Source organism: Marinigracilibium pacificum (assembly GCF_012926615.1).
GTDB classification, from domain to species: Bacteria; Bacteroidota; Bacteroidia; order Cytophagales; family Cyclobacteriaceae; genus Mangrovivirga; species Mangrovivirga pacifica.
On record NZ_JABBNU010000007.1, the window covers coordinates 270,007 to 285,240 of the forward strand.

The 15,234-nt window shown below is 34.2% G+C and carries 14 protein-coding genes; 7 read left to right on the forward strand and 7 right to left on the reverse strand.

Translation table 11 applies throughout. From position 1 onward, the window contains the following. Nucleotides 1-215 precede the first annotated feature (215 nt). Both HH304_RS12860 and HH304_RS12865 read left to right on the forward strand, forming a co-directional pair. A complete protein-coding gene (locus HH304_RS12860) occupies nt 216-815 on the forward strand; it encodes a DUF4136 domain-containing protein (protein WP_169682271.1) in 600 nt (199 codons plus the stop codon). Between the two features lie 81 nt (nt 816-896). Further along, complete coding sequence (locus HH304_RS12865) at nt 897-1,688, forward strand: porin family protein (protein WP_169682273.1); 792 nt, start codon at nt 897-899, stop codon at nt 1,686-1,688. Between the two features lie 43 nt (nt 1,689-1,731). On the opposite strand, the gene HH304_RS12870 is transcribed toward HH304_RS12865, so the two are convergent. From HH304_RS12870 to HH304_RS12900, 7 genes are read right to left on the reverse strand one after another with little or no spacing between them, the layout of a single operon-like run. After that, entirely contained in the window at nt 1,732-2,049 is a 318-nt protein-coding gene (locus HH304_RS12870) for a rhodanese-like domain-containing protein (protein ID WP_169682275.1), read from the reverse strand. Next, nucleotides 2,046-3,854, reverse strand: a complete 1,809-nt coding sequence (locus HH304_RS12875) for a T9SS type A sorting domain-containing protein (RefSeq protein WP_169682277.1) — start codon at nt 3,852-3,854, stop codon at nt 2,046-2,048. The genes HH304_RS12870 and HH304_RS12875 overlap by 4 nt, the downstream gene beginning before the upstream one ends. A gap of 1 nt (nt 3,855) precedes the next feature. Continuing rightward, the gene (locus tag HH304_RS12880) at nt 3,856-4,698 is read right to left on the reverse strand and encodes a PASTA domain-containing protein (protein ID WP_169682279.1); all 843 of its coding nucleotides are present in this window, start codon (nt 4,696-4,698) and stop codon (nt 3,856-3,858) included. A gap of 3 nt (nt 4,699-4,701) precedes the next feature. Continuing rightward, a complete protein-coding gene (locus HH304_RS12885; RefSeq protein WP_169682281.1) occupies nt 4,702-5,778 on the reverse strand; it encodes a D-alanine--D-alanine ligase family protein in 1,077 nt (358 codons plus the stop codon). A gap of 52 nt (nt 5,779-5,830) precedes the next feature. Beyond that, entirely contained in the window at nt 5,831-7,942 is a 2,112-nt protein-coding gene (locus HH304_RS12890; protein WP_169682283.1) for a M43 family zinc metalloprotease, read from the reverse strand. Between the two features lies 1 nt (nt 7,943). After that, nucleotides 7,944-8,222: a NifU family protein gene (locus tag HH304_RS12895; RefSeq protein ID WP_169682285.1), complete on the reverse strand. Its 279-nt coding sequence runs from the start codon at nt 8,220-8,222 to the stop codon at nt 7,944-7,946. A gap of 8 nt (nt 8,223-8,230) precedes the next feature. Next, on the reverse strand, nt 8,231-9,322 hold the full coding sequence (locus HH304_RS12900) for an Mrp/NBP35 family ATP-binding protein (protein WP_169682363.1): 1,092 nt from the start codon (nt 9,320-9,322) through the stop codon (nt 8,231-8,233). Between the two features lie 176 nt (nt 9,323-9,498). Between HH304_RS12900 and dnaG the strand changes: the two genes are divergently transcribed. The 5 genes from dnaG (at nt 9,499) to HH304_RS12925 (ending at nt 15,143) form a co-directional block, all read left to right on the forward strand. Further along, the gene (gene dnaG / locus HH304_RS12905; protein ID WP_169682287.1) at nt 9,499-11,457 is read left to right on the forward strand and encodes a DNA primase; all 1,959 of its coding nucleotides are present in this window, start codon (nt 9,499-9,501) and stop codon (nt 11,455-11,457) included. Between the two features lie 112 nt (nt 11,458-11,569). Continuing rightward, nucleotides 11,570-12,775 carry a bifunctional 3,4-dihydroxy-2-butanone-4-phosphate synthase/GTP cyclohydrolase II gene (locus HH304_RS12910; RefSeq protein WP_169682289.1) on the forward strand — a complete coding sequence of 402 codons (1,206 nt, stop codon included), beginning with the start codon at nt 11,570-11,572 and terminating at the stop codon, nt 12,773-12,775. Beyond that, nucleotides 12,714-13,388: a hypothetical protein gene (locus HH304_RS12915; RefSeq protein WP_169682291.1), complete on the forward strand. Its 675-nt coding sequence runs from the start codon at nt 12,714-12,716 to the stop codon at nt 13,386-13,388. Before HH304_RS12910 ends, HH304_RS12915 begins: the two co-directional genes overlap by 62 nt. Further along, nucleotides 13,378-14,166 (forward strand): 5'/3'-nucleotidase SurE, encoded by a 789-nt coding sequence (gene surE, locus HH304_RS12920; protein ID WP_169682293.1) that lies wholly within the window; start codon nt 13,378-13,380, stop codon nt 14,164-14,166. Before HH304_RS12915 ends, surE begins: the two co-directional genes overlap by 11 nt. Nucleotides 14,167-14,306: 140 nt before the next feature. Further along, on the forward strand, nt 14,307-15,143 hold the full coding sequence (locus HH304_RS12925; RefSeq protein WP_169682295.1) for a hypothetical protein: 837 nt from the start codon (nt 14,307-14,309) through the stop codon (nt 15,141-15,143). Nucleotides 15,144-15,234 lie beyond the last annotated feature (91 nt).

Sequence of the window (15,234 nt, forward strand, 5' to 3'; positions counted from 1 at the left end):
TAATAGATTAATTTCAAAAAATATTTAGCACTAATAAATACCTAACCTTGGGTATTTTGTATTCGAAATAGCAGTTTTTAATATAATTATTTCAAATAAAAATATGGTTATGTCGTGATGTTGACGTTTTTTATTTTGTGTTATGTGTTGTTAGTCAAACAATTAAATACTAAATTAAGTTAATACCGTAAATAGTTATTAAATACCTTACTACCATGAATAAAAACTTCATCAACCGACTACCAATATTTGTACTATCACTTACCATCTTAATGGGATGTTCAAATTATAATGAGTATATCATCGATTCAGATTATTCTTATAAAGGATTTTTTAAAAATTACAGGACATTTGCTTTTGTGGAAATGTATTCTGATGATCCTGTCGATTCAACTTTAGAGAATATGATTAAGGATGAAATATTTTATAGAATGAATGTAAGAGGATATAATTACAAAGAAAAAAATCCTAATATTCTGGTTTTCTATAAATTATATGAAGAAGATTTCAAATATACTGGTTATAATCAACCAGAGTTAGAATACTTTGTTAAGTATCAGCCTGATGAGGAAGAAGAAATTGATGAGGATGATAATAGATATGATCCTGTGAAAATCCCATTAGTAAAAGGAACAATGCTTATACAGTTAATGGACAGGAAAAAAGGCGCTACTATTTGGCAAGGATATGCCAGTGGCCTATATGCGGGAACGTATACTGATAATCAAAAAATTGTAAAGAATGCTGTAAGATCTATTTTTGATCGATACAGACTCTTTGTAGAGGAGCAACAAAGAGCTTCTGGGACATATTAATGTCTAATTTGAGGATTTTTATTACTCATTTAAAGAAAAATACGATTGATTTTATATATTTGAACTCAATCGTATTTTTTTATGGAAAGGAATTTTTGTTTAACTTTTTTACTTGCTGTAATTTCTGTTTTTAATTCATTTTCACAGTTATACATGGGGGCGGAAGCCGGATTTAGTCATGGATATACTCGGATTGGAAGTAAAACAGAAAGAGAATTGTCTGATTTTGGTTTTAAACCAGGATTTTCTGCAGGACTTGGGGTTCATTATGATATCTCAGATCATTTCGCTATTTCAAGTGGGGCTTTATTCACAATTGAGGGTAAAGATCAAACTCAAAATGAACTGAAATATAAAAACAAAGCTAGCTATAGGTATCTTGATTTCCCTTTAAATTTAAGAGTCTTATTGCCCGCTGGAAATGGAAATTTTTATTTAAGTGTTGGCCCCTCTATGAACTTGTTTTTAGGAGGCAATGGAACAATTACTCCACAGGTTGGAAGTCCATTAACATTTGAAGAATTAAGTTACAATTTTGAAGAGGGTCCTGTTGACGGTAATCGTTCAACCTTTAATCCAACCGATATGAATAAGGTAGGATGGAGTATGAATTTTGGTTTTGGTTACTTTTATAGGCTTGAACAAGGTTATCTAATAGGTTTTGAGGCTCAGTATAGACAGGGGCATTCAAATATTGGTAGGTACGATGAAATATTTGTAGATCCATATGGTGAGTTCATAAATGTCAAGCATGACATCGAAAGCTCACCGCAATCTTTATATTTTGGAGTATCTCTTCTAAAGCAAGTGAAATTCTTTAAAATATCTAGGAAAAGTCACAGTAGAAGATCAAAAGGACCAAATAAGAGGTGATTTAGAAAAAGGTATAATAAAATTAAAAGAGCTGACAATGTTTTTAACTAATTGTCAGCTCTTTTAATTCGTTTAATGCTGTAATTCCTCCTGATAGGTTCTTTACCGATTTGAAGCCATTTGCTCTTAAGATTTTCATGGCAATCAGTCCTCTTTTACCGGTTTTACAACAAACTACAATATCATTGTTTTTGTATTGATCAACCTGAGATAAAATATTAGGCAGCTCATATACGCTAATGTTCAAATCTCCAAAAGGAAGTTCTTCATGTTCCCACTTTTCTCTTACATCAAAAGTTATTAATTGAGAATTATTTTCAACTAAATCCAAATACTCACGGGGTGAAAGGTGGTTGTTCATTGAATTATAAATTTAAGTTTTATTGGGTTGTTGTTGTTATCAAATCCCTGAAAAATATAAATACCTTCAGTAGCGTTTTGCAAAATTATTTCATTTCCCTTTTTATATTCATCATTTCCACTAATAAACTGTCCGTTGATGTTATATATAGACCAATTATAAACATTTTCAGTTAGTTTGATAGAGCCTTTTGATGGAATTGGGTAAATACTAACCTCATTTTTTAGCTTGTCATTAATTCCGGTTATTATATCTATTTTTCCAAATACAGGTCTTATCATTATGCTACCTGTTATATTAGAATTTTTTATCCAGAACCCATCAATATTATAAAATAGCTTATCACCAGAATCTATATCTTTATCTAGCCCAACAGGAATACCTGCATCAATAAATTTCTGAAAACCTATATATACAGTATCTTCAATTAATATAGGATCAATCTTATATCTTGCTGGAGAACCATCAATAGGAAGTCTAACAGCGTCAGATCGGCTGTTTTTATTGTTACCTAGATCTTTTGAGATGTAAGGAACAACCAACTGCCCTGGTCGTCCCAGAAAGTAAATATCAATTGCAGTAAGTGTGTCTGGTTGATCTATAACATATTGGATTGCAACCTGTGATCCACTTCCAATAGTTTCAGCTCCATTTTCCGGGCTGTGATCATCATAAGCGTAGTAATCAATGAAAGGGTAAATAATGCTTGTTGTATCATTAATTCTATAATCCAAAGATCCCTCTACAAAAAAATCATCAGGTTGAGAATAGAAAAAACCTTCAAGAAAAAGACTGTCACCTTCGTAAGCAGATATATAATCAGTGATTTTTGATGCTGGTTTTGCTTGAACTGAATAATATAGCTTCTGACCTAATTGAGAAAATAATGTGTCTTTTACTATTTGTTGTTGTAGAGTTTCAATTAAACTTCCGGATTTTGCATCAAGGATATTCATTCCATATTCGACAACCCTGATTGATGATGATAGATTTTTCCCAAAGACCCCATTAGGAGCACTATTTGAGGGTAAATCTTTTTTTATGTGATCTAAGGGATAAGAGAAATATCCTTCAAATAAATTTTTAGGCGTACTCACTAATGTTCTGTCAGGATAATCTCCTTCCATTCCATCCTGACTACTCATAAGGGTTACATAATCAATATTCCACACATCATAAGGTCCGGAAAGATTCCCGTAATTTATGAATCTAAACATGAATTTTTCATGGAATAAAGAATCCGGAATTTTGACTGAGGCATATATAAATGTATCAATTTCATTAATATCCGCTCCTGAAAAACCCAGAACATTATGCCAAATCATATTTTGAGATAACATTTGAACGATAAGTGAGTCTTCGTTATCTGGAATTTCACCTAGTCCTTTTTTCTGGAAATAAAAACCTAAATAAGTAGAGTCTCTTTGATTTAAAGGGACAATACTTAGATCTATAATATTCGATGTTATTACATCTGCATAGCCATCAATGTTTGCATTTGAATATGCTATTCCTCCGGCCTTAGTGCCGTCTAGTCTAACAGCTCCAAGAGAAGGAATATTTGACCCTGCATTTTTGTCAAGATTTACATTTTCATAGTTATACCATAATTCTTTTTTAAATCCTTCTTTATGATCAGAGAAATCATCAAAGAAGGGTATTGTAGTGACCAATGTGTCATTGTTAATTCTGCTTGATCTATTAGTTTCATAATCAGCATAATAGTCAATAGGTTTTTCTATTATCTGAGCTTTTACAGAATATCCACAAAAAAGAATTAATATGGTTAATGCTTTCAATTTCATATTATTGATCATTACCTGAACCATCGTCTAAATTTTGACCTGAGTTCATGATCTTCATTTCTTCTATTGTTGCACTGTCTATCTCTACTATCCACAAGTCAATTGTTGTACCTGTATATACTTTTTGTCCTGAAGGAGGCATTTGTCTTAATACAGTTCCAGGTCCTGCAGAATCTGCTGGAATGGATTGCTGAAAAACTTCTCCTATCTTAAGTCCGGAACCTAACAAAATAGTTTCTGCTTCAAAATAATTAAGCCCCTTTATATTAGGATTATCCAAAGGAGCCCCTTGGTCTCCAACTACTAAATCAATAGCTGTGCCCTTATAAATTTTGGTGCCTGGTTGAATAGTCTTGCCTTTTACCTGTTGATCTAATACCAAATTAGCCATTCCTGGCTCATATATTATTTCTCCTACTTCAAGACCATAACTTTTTAGTTCTCTCATAGCACTTTTTACACCTGAGTCAATCAATTTAGGCATTGTGATTTCAGGAGGGTGTGAAGCATTTAAAGTTAAAGATACTACTCTTCCTTTTTTTACCTTAGTTCCAGCTTCAGGGTATTGCTTTAATACAACTTCAGCAGGGAAATTTTTATTGTAATCTGAGTCTGCTTTTATTTCATATTCCAGATTTCTCGTTGTTAATTCTTCTTCAAGTTCATCAACTGACTTTAATGTTACATTTGGTACAGTTATGACCTCTCCATGAAGAGTTATTTTGGGAAGAATAACATAGAAAACAATGTATAATAAAATAAATGCTGCAACAAAAATTAGTCCGATGTTTGTAAGCAGACCTTGCAGTGTATTTGATTTAGGGAAAAAATTTTTTAGATCCATAGTTTACTCTAATCCTGAATTAAAGTTAGTTTTTAAACGTGTTTTTCTTTCAAATCTGTATATAGCTTCATCTAAAATAGTATCGATAAGTCCTTCGAAACTATATCCATCATGTTTCCACATCATTGGAAACATTGATGAATTAGTGAAACCTGGTATAGTATTTATCTCATTTATGTAACAGATACCTCGATCTTCCAAATAGAATACATCCACTCTTGCAAATCCCTGACATCCCACAGCCTTAAATGCATTTATTGACAGATCCTTAATTGCTTCTTCAATATGGGTAGGGACTTTTGCTGGAATTTCCAGTTTTGCGGCGTTTCCATCAACATATTTTGCTTCAAATGTATAGAATTCATAGTTTTTATCGACAACTATTTCTCCAGGTACTGAAGCTTTTATTTGGTCTCCATCAACCAAAACACTACATTCTAATTCTCTCGAAGTTACGAATTCTTCAATGATGATTTCATTATCGTATTTAAAGGCTTCATCTAGAGCTTTTTGAAAATCTTCTTTAGATTTGACTTTTGAAACTCCTACCGAAGATCCAAGGTTAATTGGTTTTACAATAAACGGAAGCCCTAGATTTTTCTCGATTTGGTCGAAATCCGGTTGATGAGTGTAATCAAAATATAAATATTTACATACGGGAATGCCTTGTTTTTCTAAAACTTGCTTAGTGTAATACTTGTTCATTGCAATGGAAGATCCCATAACATCTGAACCAGCATAAGGAATACCCGCAACTTCAAGTAACCCTTGAATATTTCCATCTTCTCCATCTGTACCATGCAGAGCAGGAAATGCTACATCAAAATTTAAGGCTTTGCCATTTTCAGTTTTAAAAATCATTTTGCCAAACTCAAGAGATAATGATAATTCTTCTCCTGTTGACATTTCTGAAATGATTCCTTCAGTTAAAAACCAACCGCCTTTTTTATCAATGCCAATACAATACAAATCATATTTTTCCTTACTTGCGGCCTCAAAAATATTTTTTGCAGATCGAATAGAAATGTCATGCTCCACAGACTTTCCACCATATAATAAAGCTACCTTCTTTTTTTGCATCGCAGATAATAGATTCTGAATGGCTAAAATATTAAAAATTTATGGATAAGTATTACTGCCTGATGATTCTTTTAGTCAGCGTGAAAGTTTCTCCTTGAATTTGAATAAAATATATACCAGAACTTAAACTTCTTAGGTTTTGAGTATATGTTTGATTCAAAACATTACTGATTTTGGTCTCTTCCATAACTTGACCATTAGCATTTAGAAGTGTTATTTCAATATCCTGAGTTTGATCAAGGTAAAAAGCAATATTTGTTTCATTGATAGATGGGTTTGGATATACTCTGATATCAGGATCATTAAGAAATAATGGATTGGAATTATTGTTTAGGAATAGCTCAATGTTATCGAAATAGAAATTATTGCCTTGAAAATTGTTGCCTTGAAATGCTAACCTCACATTTTCATTTCCAGTATATTCTGATAAATCTACAAATATTCTTTTCCAGTCATTTTGATTAACAGGTTCCCAGTCTCCTCTGAATGGTTCAGCATTTAGTGTTGATGCTGAAATTGTTGCTGCATCGAAGTCAAATGATTTCCCCCCGTTTGTAGAGATTAATACGGAAAGTCCATCACTGACTCTACTTGATGAAGGTCTATAACTCACATCAATAAAAATAGATGCATTTTCAGTTCTTGTTAAGTCAAAAACCGGTGTCACAATTAGTGGGTTTCCTATCGTATTAGAAGCAAATGTCCCGACAAGGGATGATTCTCCTGAAATTGTGAAAACTGAATTAGTATATTTCCATTCTTGATTATTGTCTGAAATATTCAGCCAGTTTGTAGGCCCTTCAAAACGTTCTCTAAATGGTACTTCTATTTTGTAAGGGTGGAAATAAAATGATTTACTTTTTGAATTATTACTGGTATTCTGATCAGCATCATATTTGATGTTGATTGAGATTTCCTGAAGATAATCAGTGGATTGTTGTAATTCAATTTCAAACCCGGAAAGTATTTTCGTTTCGCCTGAGTTTATAGGTTCTTCAGGAATAAATGTAGCTATATTATTCCCGACTTTTACTTCAATAGTGAAATCGGAAGCTGCATTCGTTCCGCTATTAGTAATTTCAATTTCAGGAACTAAAATAGTTTCAGAATGAATTAATCCGGGATAATTGATATTGCCTGCCCGGAGATCGTGATCATAAATTTGTGGCGGAATAAGTCCTGGAGAATTAATTAGACTTTTTCTTCTGGGACTTTCATTTAATACCAACTGCATCCTTGATGCTTGTTCCGCAGTGAAGATATTCATGCATGCATCACTGGTGTAATCCATGTAGTTTTCAAACATGTCTTCACTATTACAACTGAAACTATTTGGTGGACACCCATTGGTAGATGAACTTTGTGAAGGGGTATCAGAAATATAGTCGGTAGCTGAGCAGTCGCCATCTCCCCATATGTGTCTGAGGCCAAAAAAATGTCCAACTTCATGGGTTAATGTTCTTCCTTTACTGGCTGTTTCAGTATTAAATCCGGTACCGAAATACTCATAATCAATTACCACACCGTCTGTAAGTCTTTCGTTTTTTGCATCTTCAAGTCCAGGTAATGAGCTTACCGGAAATTGAGCATATCCAATTAAAGTGAAACTCAAATCTGTCACCCAGATGTTAAAATAATCCTCGGCTGGCCAGTAACTAGTGCTCTTTAGGCTTATTTCATCGCTAGAACTAAGGCTATATGAATCTTTTGGACCTTGAACTCTGTTTATGCCATCAGTTGGAAACCCATTAGGATCTTGCTTAGCCAACACAAACTCAATTCTTGTATCAGCAGCGACAGGTTTAAATTCATTTCGCGTAAAAACTGAATCGGGGTTTAATCTTCGAAAATCCTCATTTAATGTTTCTAATTGAGAAATTATTTGTTCTCTCGGGATATTTGAATTTACTCCTTCTAACTCACCCTTATGGACAATATGAATTACTACAGGTATCTGAATTATTTCAACTTCCGAGGTTGTAAATAACTGTTTGTTCTCTGATTTTTTAATTTTTATCCATTTTTCAAAACGGTTTATCTTTTCAGGATAATTAGAACCATATTTTTCTTTGGATAAAAAAACAGTTCCGCATTTTTCCTGAGGAAAAGCACGGAACTGTGTTAATACTATTAATATAATGTTTAAAAAAATATATTTTAACATTTTACATCATTGTATCAGGTAATTTTGCTTGAGGGTCACCAGGTTTAGTAATGTTGATTGCTTCAACACCATTAATTTCAGGTACAGCTCTTTTCACCGCTTCCTCAACACCAGCTTTTAAAGTCATGGTACTCATCGGGCAGCTTCCACAGGCACCTAATAATTCGATTTTAACAATGTTTTCATCATTGATATCCAAAACCTTAACATCACCACCATCTGCTTCAAGATATGGGCGAATATTATTAATTGCCTCTTCTACTTTTTGAATCAGTGTCATATATTGAGTTACTTGAGTTCAACTATTTTTGTTTTATCCTGTTTTGCATTTCTGATAGCAATTTCTTGTGCCAGACTTCTAGCCAATTTTCTGAAATCAGAAGCAACAGGGGTATCTTTCATTGTAACAGGGTATCCGCTATCTCCACTCTCTCTAATTCCCATTACTAAAGGTAGTTCGCCAATAAATGGTACTTCATTTAATTCTGCAAACTTTTTTCCTCCACCATTACCAAATATGTAATATTTATTATCTGGCAGTTCTTCCGGAGTAAAATAAGCCATATTTTCAACAATTCCCAATATAGGTACATTGATTTGTGGTTGCTTAAACATAGCCAGACCTTTTTGTGCATCTGCTATTGCTACTTTTTGTGGAGTAGTTACGATTACTGCTCCGGTTACCGGTACTGTTTGCACTAATGTTAAATGGATATCACTAGTTCCAGGAGGTAGGTCAATCAGTAGATAATCAAGTTCATCCCACTCAGTATCTGTGAAAAACTGTCTGAAAGCTGAAGATGCCATAGGACCTCTCCAAACAACAGCCTGATCAGGTGGCGCAAGAAATCCAATTGACATCAGTTGAATACCATATTGCTCTAAAGGCTGAAGCATATTTTTGCCGTTTACCTCTCTAACAGTAGGTTGTTCTTTTTCACAATTAAACATTGTAGGAATAGATGGTCCAAAGATATCAGCATCAATAATACCGACTTTAGCACCTTCATTTTTTAATGCTACAGCAAGGTTTGCCGTAACTGTAGATTTTCCTACGCCCCCTTTTCCGGAAGCAATTGCTATAATATTTTTTACCTGTGGTAAGACAGGAGAGTCATTTCTTATGGTTGTAACTCTTGAAGTCATTTCGATATCTACCTTAACATCAGAGCCAAAATGTCTTTCAATAGCTTTTAAACAATCATTTTTGATCAATTCTTTTAATGGACAGGCAGGAGTTGTTAGTACAACTTTAAAGCTGATGTTATTTCCATCGATATTAATATCTTCGATCATGCCTAGCGTCACTAGATCCTTCTTTAAATCCGGATCGTCAACCTCTCTCAGGGCATTAAGTACCTTGTCTTTTGTAATCGCCATATTAAATGTAGGTCTTTTACCTTTGGTAACGTTTGTATGTTTATTTAGTTTAAACAAATTTGGCGCAAGTTAATCATAATTTTTTTCACTACGACACGAAATTAATTTCAATCGAATAACATATTATTTAATTTTGTATTTTATGGATATTTCCATACACATTAAAGTTTAAGGAATTGAAAATTTCTGATGATTCAATAGAGAAGGTAAAATCATATGTCGATATAGTCGACGTGATCGGTGAATATGTACAGCTTAAAAAAGTTGGTCAGAATTATCGTGGTTTAAGTCCTTTCACAAATGAAAAATCCCCATCATTTTATGTGTCTCCTTCCAAAGAGATATTTAAATGCTTTAGCTCAGGAAAAGGAGGGGATGCTATCAAATTCATTACTGAGTTTGAAGGCGTAGGGTATCTTGAGGCAATTAAAATTCTTGCCGATAAGTATGGTATCGAGTTGGAAATGGAAGAACTGTCTGAAGAGGCTGTTTTAAAACAATCAACTAGTGAAAGCCTTCTTATCGTTCTAAATCATGCAGCTGAATATTTTCATCATACTTTATTAGAGTCTGATGAGGGCAGGAGTATAGGTCTGTCTTATTTCAAGGAGCGAGGTTTTAACGAAAAGATTATCAAAGAATTTGATCTGGGTTATAGTCTTGAGAAATGGGATGGTCTTTATAAAGAGGCGCTTTCAAAAGGGTATAAGGAAGAGTTTCTTGAGAAGGCAGGCTTAATTATAAAAAAAGAGGATAAAGCCTACGATCGTTTTAGAGGTCGTGTGATATTTCCAATTCATAGCGTTAGCGGAAAAGTAATTGCTTTTGGTGGTCGGGTATTAAAACTTGACCCAACTAAAAAGCAACCAAAGTATGTTAATTCACCTGAAACTGAGGTTTACCATAAAAGTAAGGTCCTTTATGGTATTTATCAGGCAAAGCAGGCAATCAGACAATTTGATGAATGTTATCTGGTTGAAGGTTACACGGATGTTATTTCCATGCATATGTCTGATGTGGCAAACGTTGTTGCATCAAGCGGAACTTCACTTACTGATGATCAAATCAGATTAATATCTCGATACACCAAAAACATAACCGTTCTATTTGACGGAGATGCTGCCGGAATTAAAGCAGCAATGCGAGGTATAGATATGATTTTGGAGAAAGGCCTGAATGTTAAGGTCTTGGTTTTTCCTGAGGGAGAAGATCCTGATAGTTATAGCCAGAAATTAGGAGCTGATGAATTCAAAAAGTTTCTAAAGGAGAATGCAACTGACTTTGTTTCATATAAGCTGAAAATCTATTCCGAAGAAGCCAAGACTAGTCCGCAGGCAAAAGCTGAATCGATAAAAGCAATTGTTGAGAGTATATCAAAAATACCTGATCCTATCAAAAGAACAGTGTATACTCAACAGGCATCCACCCATTTGAATGTTGATGAAGATCTTCTGATTGCCGAAGAGAATAAACTGATCATTCAGAAAAGGAGAAATGAGCAAAAGCAAGCTGCCAGGGATAAATTTAAAGGTGATGAGCCTCTTCCTCCTGAGCCACCTGAAGTTTTGCCTGCAGAAGAAGATCAGCCGGTCTTAGCTTCACATGTTGATAATTATATTGAATCCCAGGAATCTGAGTTAATCAGAGTGTTGCTTTCTTATGGACATCATGAGATGGATGAAGACGGCACACTAATTGGCCATTTTATTCTTGAAGAAATAGATGGAATGGAGATGATAACCGCAGAGTATAACACTGTACTGACTCATTATAGGGAAATAGCGGCAGAAGGTGGTGCGCCTGATATTGGTTACTTCATGACCTTCGGTGATGAAATATTACAGCAAAAACTGGTCAATATGTTTATCAAACCACATGAAGTAAGTGAAAACTGGGAAAAAAAGCACTTAATTTTTGTGCCCTCGGAAGAAGATCATTTACATAATGTTATTAATGGAGTTATAATTAGGCTCAAACTGGCATATGTTAAAAAAATGCTTCATGAGAATAAGGAAAAGTTAAAAGAACTTACTGATAGCGAGGAAATTATTCAGTGTATGCGTATTCAGAAAGAATTGAAAAATCTTGAAAAGGAGTATGCTCAGGCATTGGGTAATGTAATTATTTTTAAGTAAAAAGCACAATAGTAACAGTATTATCATACAATCGTATGATATAGATATGATTCTGAATTAACTTTGGAAAGAAATATCAGTTATATATAATAGAATAAGAACTCAATAAACAATGTTAGATAGAATTGAAGATGCCATTGAGGCAATAAAAAGGGGAGAGGTTGTTATCGTTGTAGATGATGAAGATAGAGAAAACGAAGGAGACTTTGTTTGTGCAGCTGAGAAGATAACCCCTGAAATAGTAAATTTCATGGCAACTCATGGCCGAGGACTAATTTGTGCTCCTTTGATTGAAGAGAGATGTGAGGAGTTAGGTCTTGAGTTAATGGTAGGTAAAAATACAGCAGCTTATGAGACGCCATTTACCGTATCAGTAGATTTAGTTGGTCATGGTTGTACTACTGGTATTTCTGCTTCAGATAGAGCCAAGACAATTAGAGCACTTGTTGATCCTGATATAAACCCTGAGGAATTGGGTAAGCCTGGTCATATTTTTCCTTTGAAAGCAAAAAAAGGTGGTGTGTTAAGACGCGCTGGTCATACTGAGGCTTCAATTGATTTAGCGAGATTAGCTGGTTTACAACCTGCAGGTGTACTGGTTGAAATTTTGAATGAAGATGGTTCAATGGCAAGACTTCCCGATCTTAGGAAAGTTGCTGATAAATTTGGCTTGCTGTTAGTTTCAATTGAAGATTTGATAAGATACAGACTGCAAAAAGACAGCTTAATAAAGAAAGAAGAAGTTGTAAGCATGCCAACTGAATATGGTGATTTTATGCTTCACCCATATGTTCAGACAAATACCGGAGATATCCATATGGCCCTTGTTAAAGGTACATGGGAACCGGGAGAGCCTGTTATGGTTAGAGTTCATTCAAGCTGTGTAACAGGAGATATCTTTGGGAGCTGCAGATGTGATTGTGGTCCTCAATTACACAAGGCTATGGAACTTGTGGAAAAAGAAGGTAAAGGAGTTATTATTTATATGAATCAGGAAGGTAGAGGTATCGGACTGATTAACAAATTGAAGACTTATAAACTTCAGGAAGAGGGGATGGATACTGTTGAAGCTAACTTACATCTTGGATTTAAAATGGATGAAAGAGATTATGGAGTTGGAGCACAGATTATCAGAGATTTAGGTATAAGTAAAATCAAACTAATCAGTAATAATCCGAAAAAAAGGACCGGATTGATCGGTTATGGCCTGGAAATTGTGGATACTGTACCATTAGAAGTAAAACCAAACGAGCACAATGAAAAATACCTCAAGACCAAGCGAGATAAAATGGGACATACAATACTTAAGAACCATTAAATTCGTAGCGGTACTTTTTAGTTTTTTTTTAATTAACAATTATGTTTCTGCTCAAGAGTTTCCTTCAGAAGTTTTTCATCCGGGAACAGCAATTCTTGAAGGAGATAAAAGAGTAAGTGGTAAATTAAAATATGACCTGGATAATAATATTATTCAGGTTATAAATAATGGTGTAGTCCATACATATACTGCTCAAAAAGTTATTTTCTTTATTATTGAAGATCAGGTTTTGGGGATTACGCGAAAGTTTTATTCCCTTCCTTATGCTGAGACCAATTATCAGACGATGATGTTTTTTGAGCTTTTGGTAGAAGGAGATCTTACTTTATTAGGTAGAGAATATATCGATACTAGAACTACTAGTGCCAATAATTATTATTATTACAGAAATTATTGGGTTGAAAGTTATGTATTAAGAACAAGTTTTTATTTTCTAAAAAAGGGTGGGGAAATTAAGTTTTTTACTCCAAAGAAAAGAGAATTACTTGATTTGGTTATGGCAGACAGGTCAAATGAGATTAAACAGTTTATTAAGAAAAGAAGGTTTGATATTGAAAAACCAGATGATTTAATTGCTGTTACAAAGTTTTATAATTCATTAAATGAACAGTAAAAACGAAAATAATAAACCTTTAATTCTAGTTTCAAATGATGATGGGATTACGGCTTTTGGTATAAGAAAGTTGGTAGATCTTATGAAGCAAGTTGGTGAAGTTGTAGTAGTTGCACCAGATAGTCCTCAGTCTGGAATGGGACATGCAATAACTATTGGTAATACATTAAGGCTATCAAGAGAAAGGATTTTTGAGGAGGTTGAAGCCTATAAATGTAGTGGGACTCCTGCTGATTGTGTCAAACTGGGAAAACATCATGTTTTAAAAGATCGTAAGATCGACCTTGTTGTAAGTGGTATAAATCATGGTGCAAATACATCAATAAGTGTGTTGTATAGCGGAACAATGAGTGCTGCAATTGAAGGAGCGATAGAAGGCACCCCTGCAATAGGGTTTTCATTATGTGATTTTGATCCCGAGGCTGATTTTAGTCATGTAGACGAATGGGTATTAAAAATCACAAAGGAAACACTTAAAAAAGGGTTGCCGAAGTTTACAGCATTGAATGTTAATATTCCTCCAAAGAGAAATGAATCAGTTAAAGGAGTGAAGATATGCAGACAGGCAAATGCAAAGTGGGAAGAAACATTTGATAAGCGAAGAGACCCTATGGGTAAACCATATTTTTGGTTAGGTGGTAACTTCGTGAATTTTGATAAAGGTGAAGATAATGATGAATGGGCAATAGCAAACAATTACATTTCTGTAGTGCCATGTCAATTTGATTTAACCGCACATCATGCTATAAATTACATGAACGAAGAGTGGGAATTGTAGCAATAAATTACATTATGTTTCTATTATTAAGATATAATAGTATTTTTGCTAGGTCATTTTGATACGGAATTGATTTTTAATGGGTAGAATATAATAATCGCTAGTTTTTTTTAGTTAGCATATAAAGGCATCGGAATTGAATGAGACCATATAGTTTGGTTATTTTTTTTGTTTTAACAGCGTCGTTATTACAGAGTTGTCAGGAGAAAATGACATGTGCGGCTTTTCAGAGTTACTATATACTCGATGAAGAAGCTCGTCAGGAGCGTTTTTCCTATTTTAGTGATAGCACCTCTCCAAAGATGACTGCATCCGTTAGAAAAACTGACTATGGTTTGATCTCGCCATCCATGTATCTCAACATAGTTAAGCGTAACGAGTACAAAAAGCGTAGTGCTGATATGCGTACTATTCCGATGGAAGTAGTTTACCCTAAAGAGCATGAAGAAGATTCTGTATTTGAGTTTGATGAGGGTGATGTGCCTAAGACTCAAAGAGAGAATAGATATGAAATGGATGCTGATCCTGATAGACAGTTAATTGATACAGCCTCATATTATACCCCTAAAGAAGAAAAGCCAATAGTGGCTAACGGTAATCAGGAGAAGAATAAGTATAATATTGATCAGATGAGTTATATGTGGCTTATCGGAAATGATATACTTGAAGAAAGACAAAGTAAAATTGATTCTGTTTGGACAGATTATCTTGATTCTCAAAATAACGAAAAAAAGAAGTTTGATGAAGGCGGTGCTTTTGATGAAGTAGATGAATTGGGTGAACCAATGGGTGATGCTGTAGACGAAGAAGCTGCTCCTAAAAAGAAATGGTGGCAATTCTGGAAGAAGTCTGGAAATAAAGAGAAGAAAAAGAAGGAGAAGAAAAAGAAGAAATCCGATGAGGAGGTAGAAGAAGAGTCAGAAGCGGTACCTTTTGAACAAGAAGAGCAGGTTGATGATGATGACGGATTTAAGTAAAGGACATATTTAACCCTGAAATCCCATCGTTTATCTGATAAAATTCTACGTTTGTATATTATTTACCCTAACTTTCTCTCTTAATAGATAA

What these genes read in the sequence shown, in the direction of transcription:
- HH304_RS12910 (WP_169682289.1), top strand. Translation starts at nt 11,570, where the DNA reads ATGTTAGATAGAATTGAAGATGCCATTGAGGCAATAAAAAGGGGAGAG.
- HH304_RS12860 (WP_169682271.1), top strand. Translation starts at nt 216, where the DNA reads ATGAATAAAAACTTCATCAACCGACTACCAATATTTGTACTATCACTT.
- HH304_RS12880 (WP_169682279.1), bottom strand. Translation starts at nt 4,698, where the DNA reads ATGGATCTAAAAAATTTTTTCCCTAAATCAAATACACTGCAAGGTCTG.
- HH304_RS12925 (WP_169682295.1), top strand. Translation starts at nt 14,307, where the DNA reads ATGAGACCATATAGTTTGGTTATTTTTTTTGTTTTAACAGCGTCGTTA.
- HH304_RS12915 (WP_169682291.1), top strand. Translation starts at nt 12,714, where the DNA reads ATGAAAAATACCTCAAGACCAAGCGAGATAAAATGGGACATACAATAC.
- HH304_RS12865 (WP_169682273.1), top strand. Translation starts at nt 897, where the DNA reads ATGGAAAGGAATTTTTGTTTAACTTTTTTACTTGCTGTAATTTCTGTT.
- surE (WP_169682293.1), top strand. Translation starts at nt 13,378, where the DNA reads ATGAACAGTAAAAACGAAAATAATAAACCTTTAATTCTAGTTTCAAAT.
- HH304_RS12875 (WP_169682277.1), bottom strand. Translation starts at nt 3,854, where the DNA reads ATGAAATTGAAAGCATTAACCATATTAATTCTTTTTTGTGGATATTCT.
- HH304_RS12900 (WP_169682363.1), bottom strand. Translation starts at nt 9,322, where the DNA reads ATGGCGATTACAAAAGACAAGGTACTTAATGCCCTGAGAGAGGTTGAC.
- HH304_RS12885 (WP_169682281.1), bottom strand. Translation starts at nt 5,778, where the DNA reads ATGCAAAAAAAGAAGGTAGCTTTATTATATGGTGGAAAGTCTGTGGAG.
- HH304_RS12870 (WP_169682275.1), bottom strand. Translation starts at nt 2,049, where the DNA reads ATGAACAACCACCTTTCACCCCGTGAGTATTTGGATTTAGTTGAAAAT.
- HH304_RS12895 (WP_169682285.1), bottom strand. Translation starts at nt 8,222, where the DNA reads ATGACACTGATTCAAAAAGTAGAAGAGGCAATTAATAATATTCGCCCA.
- HH304_RS12890 (WP_169682283.1), bottom strand. Translation starts at nt 7,942, where the DNA reads ATGTTAAAATATATTTTTTTAAACATTATATTAATAGTATTAACACAG.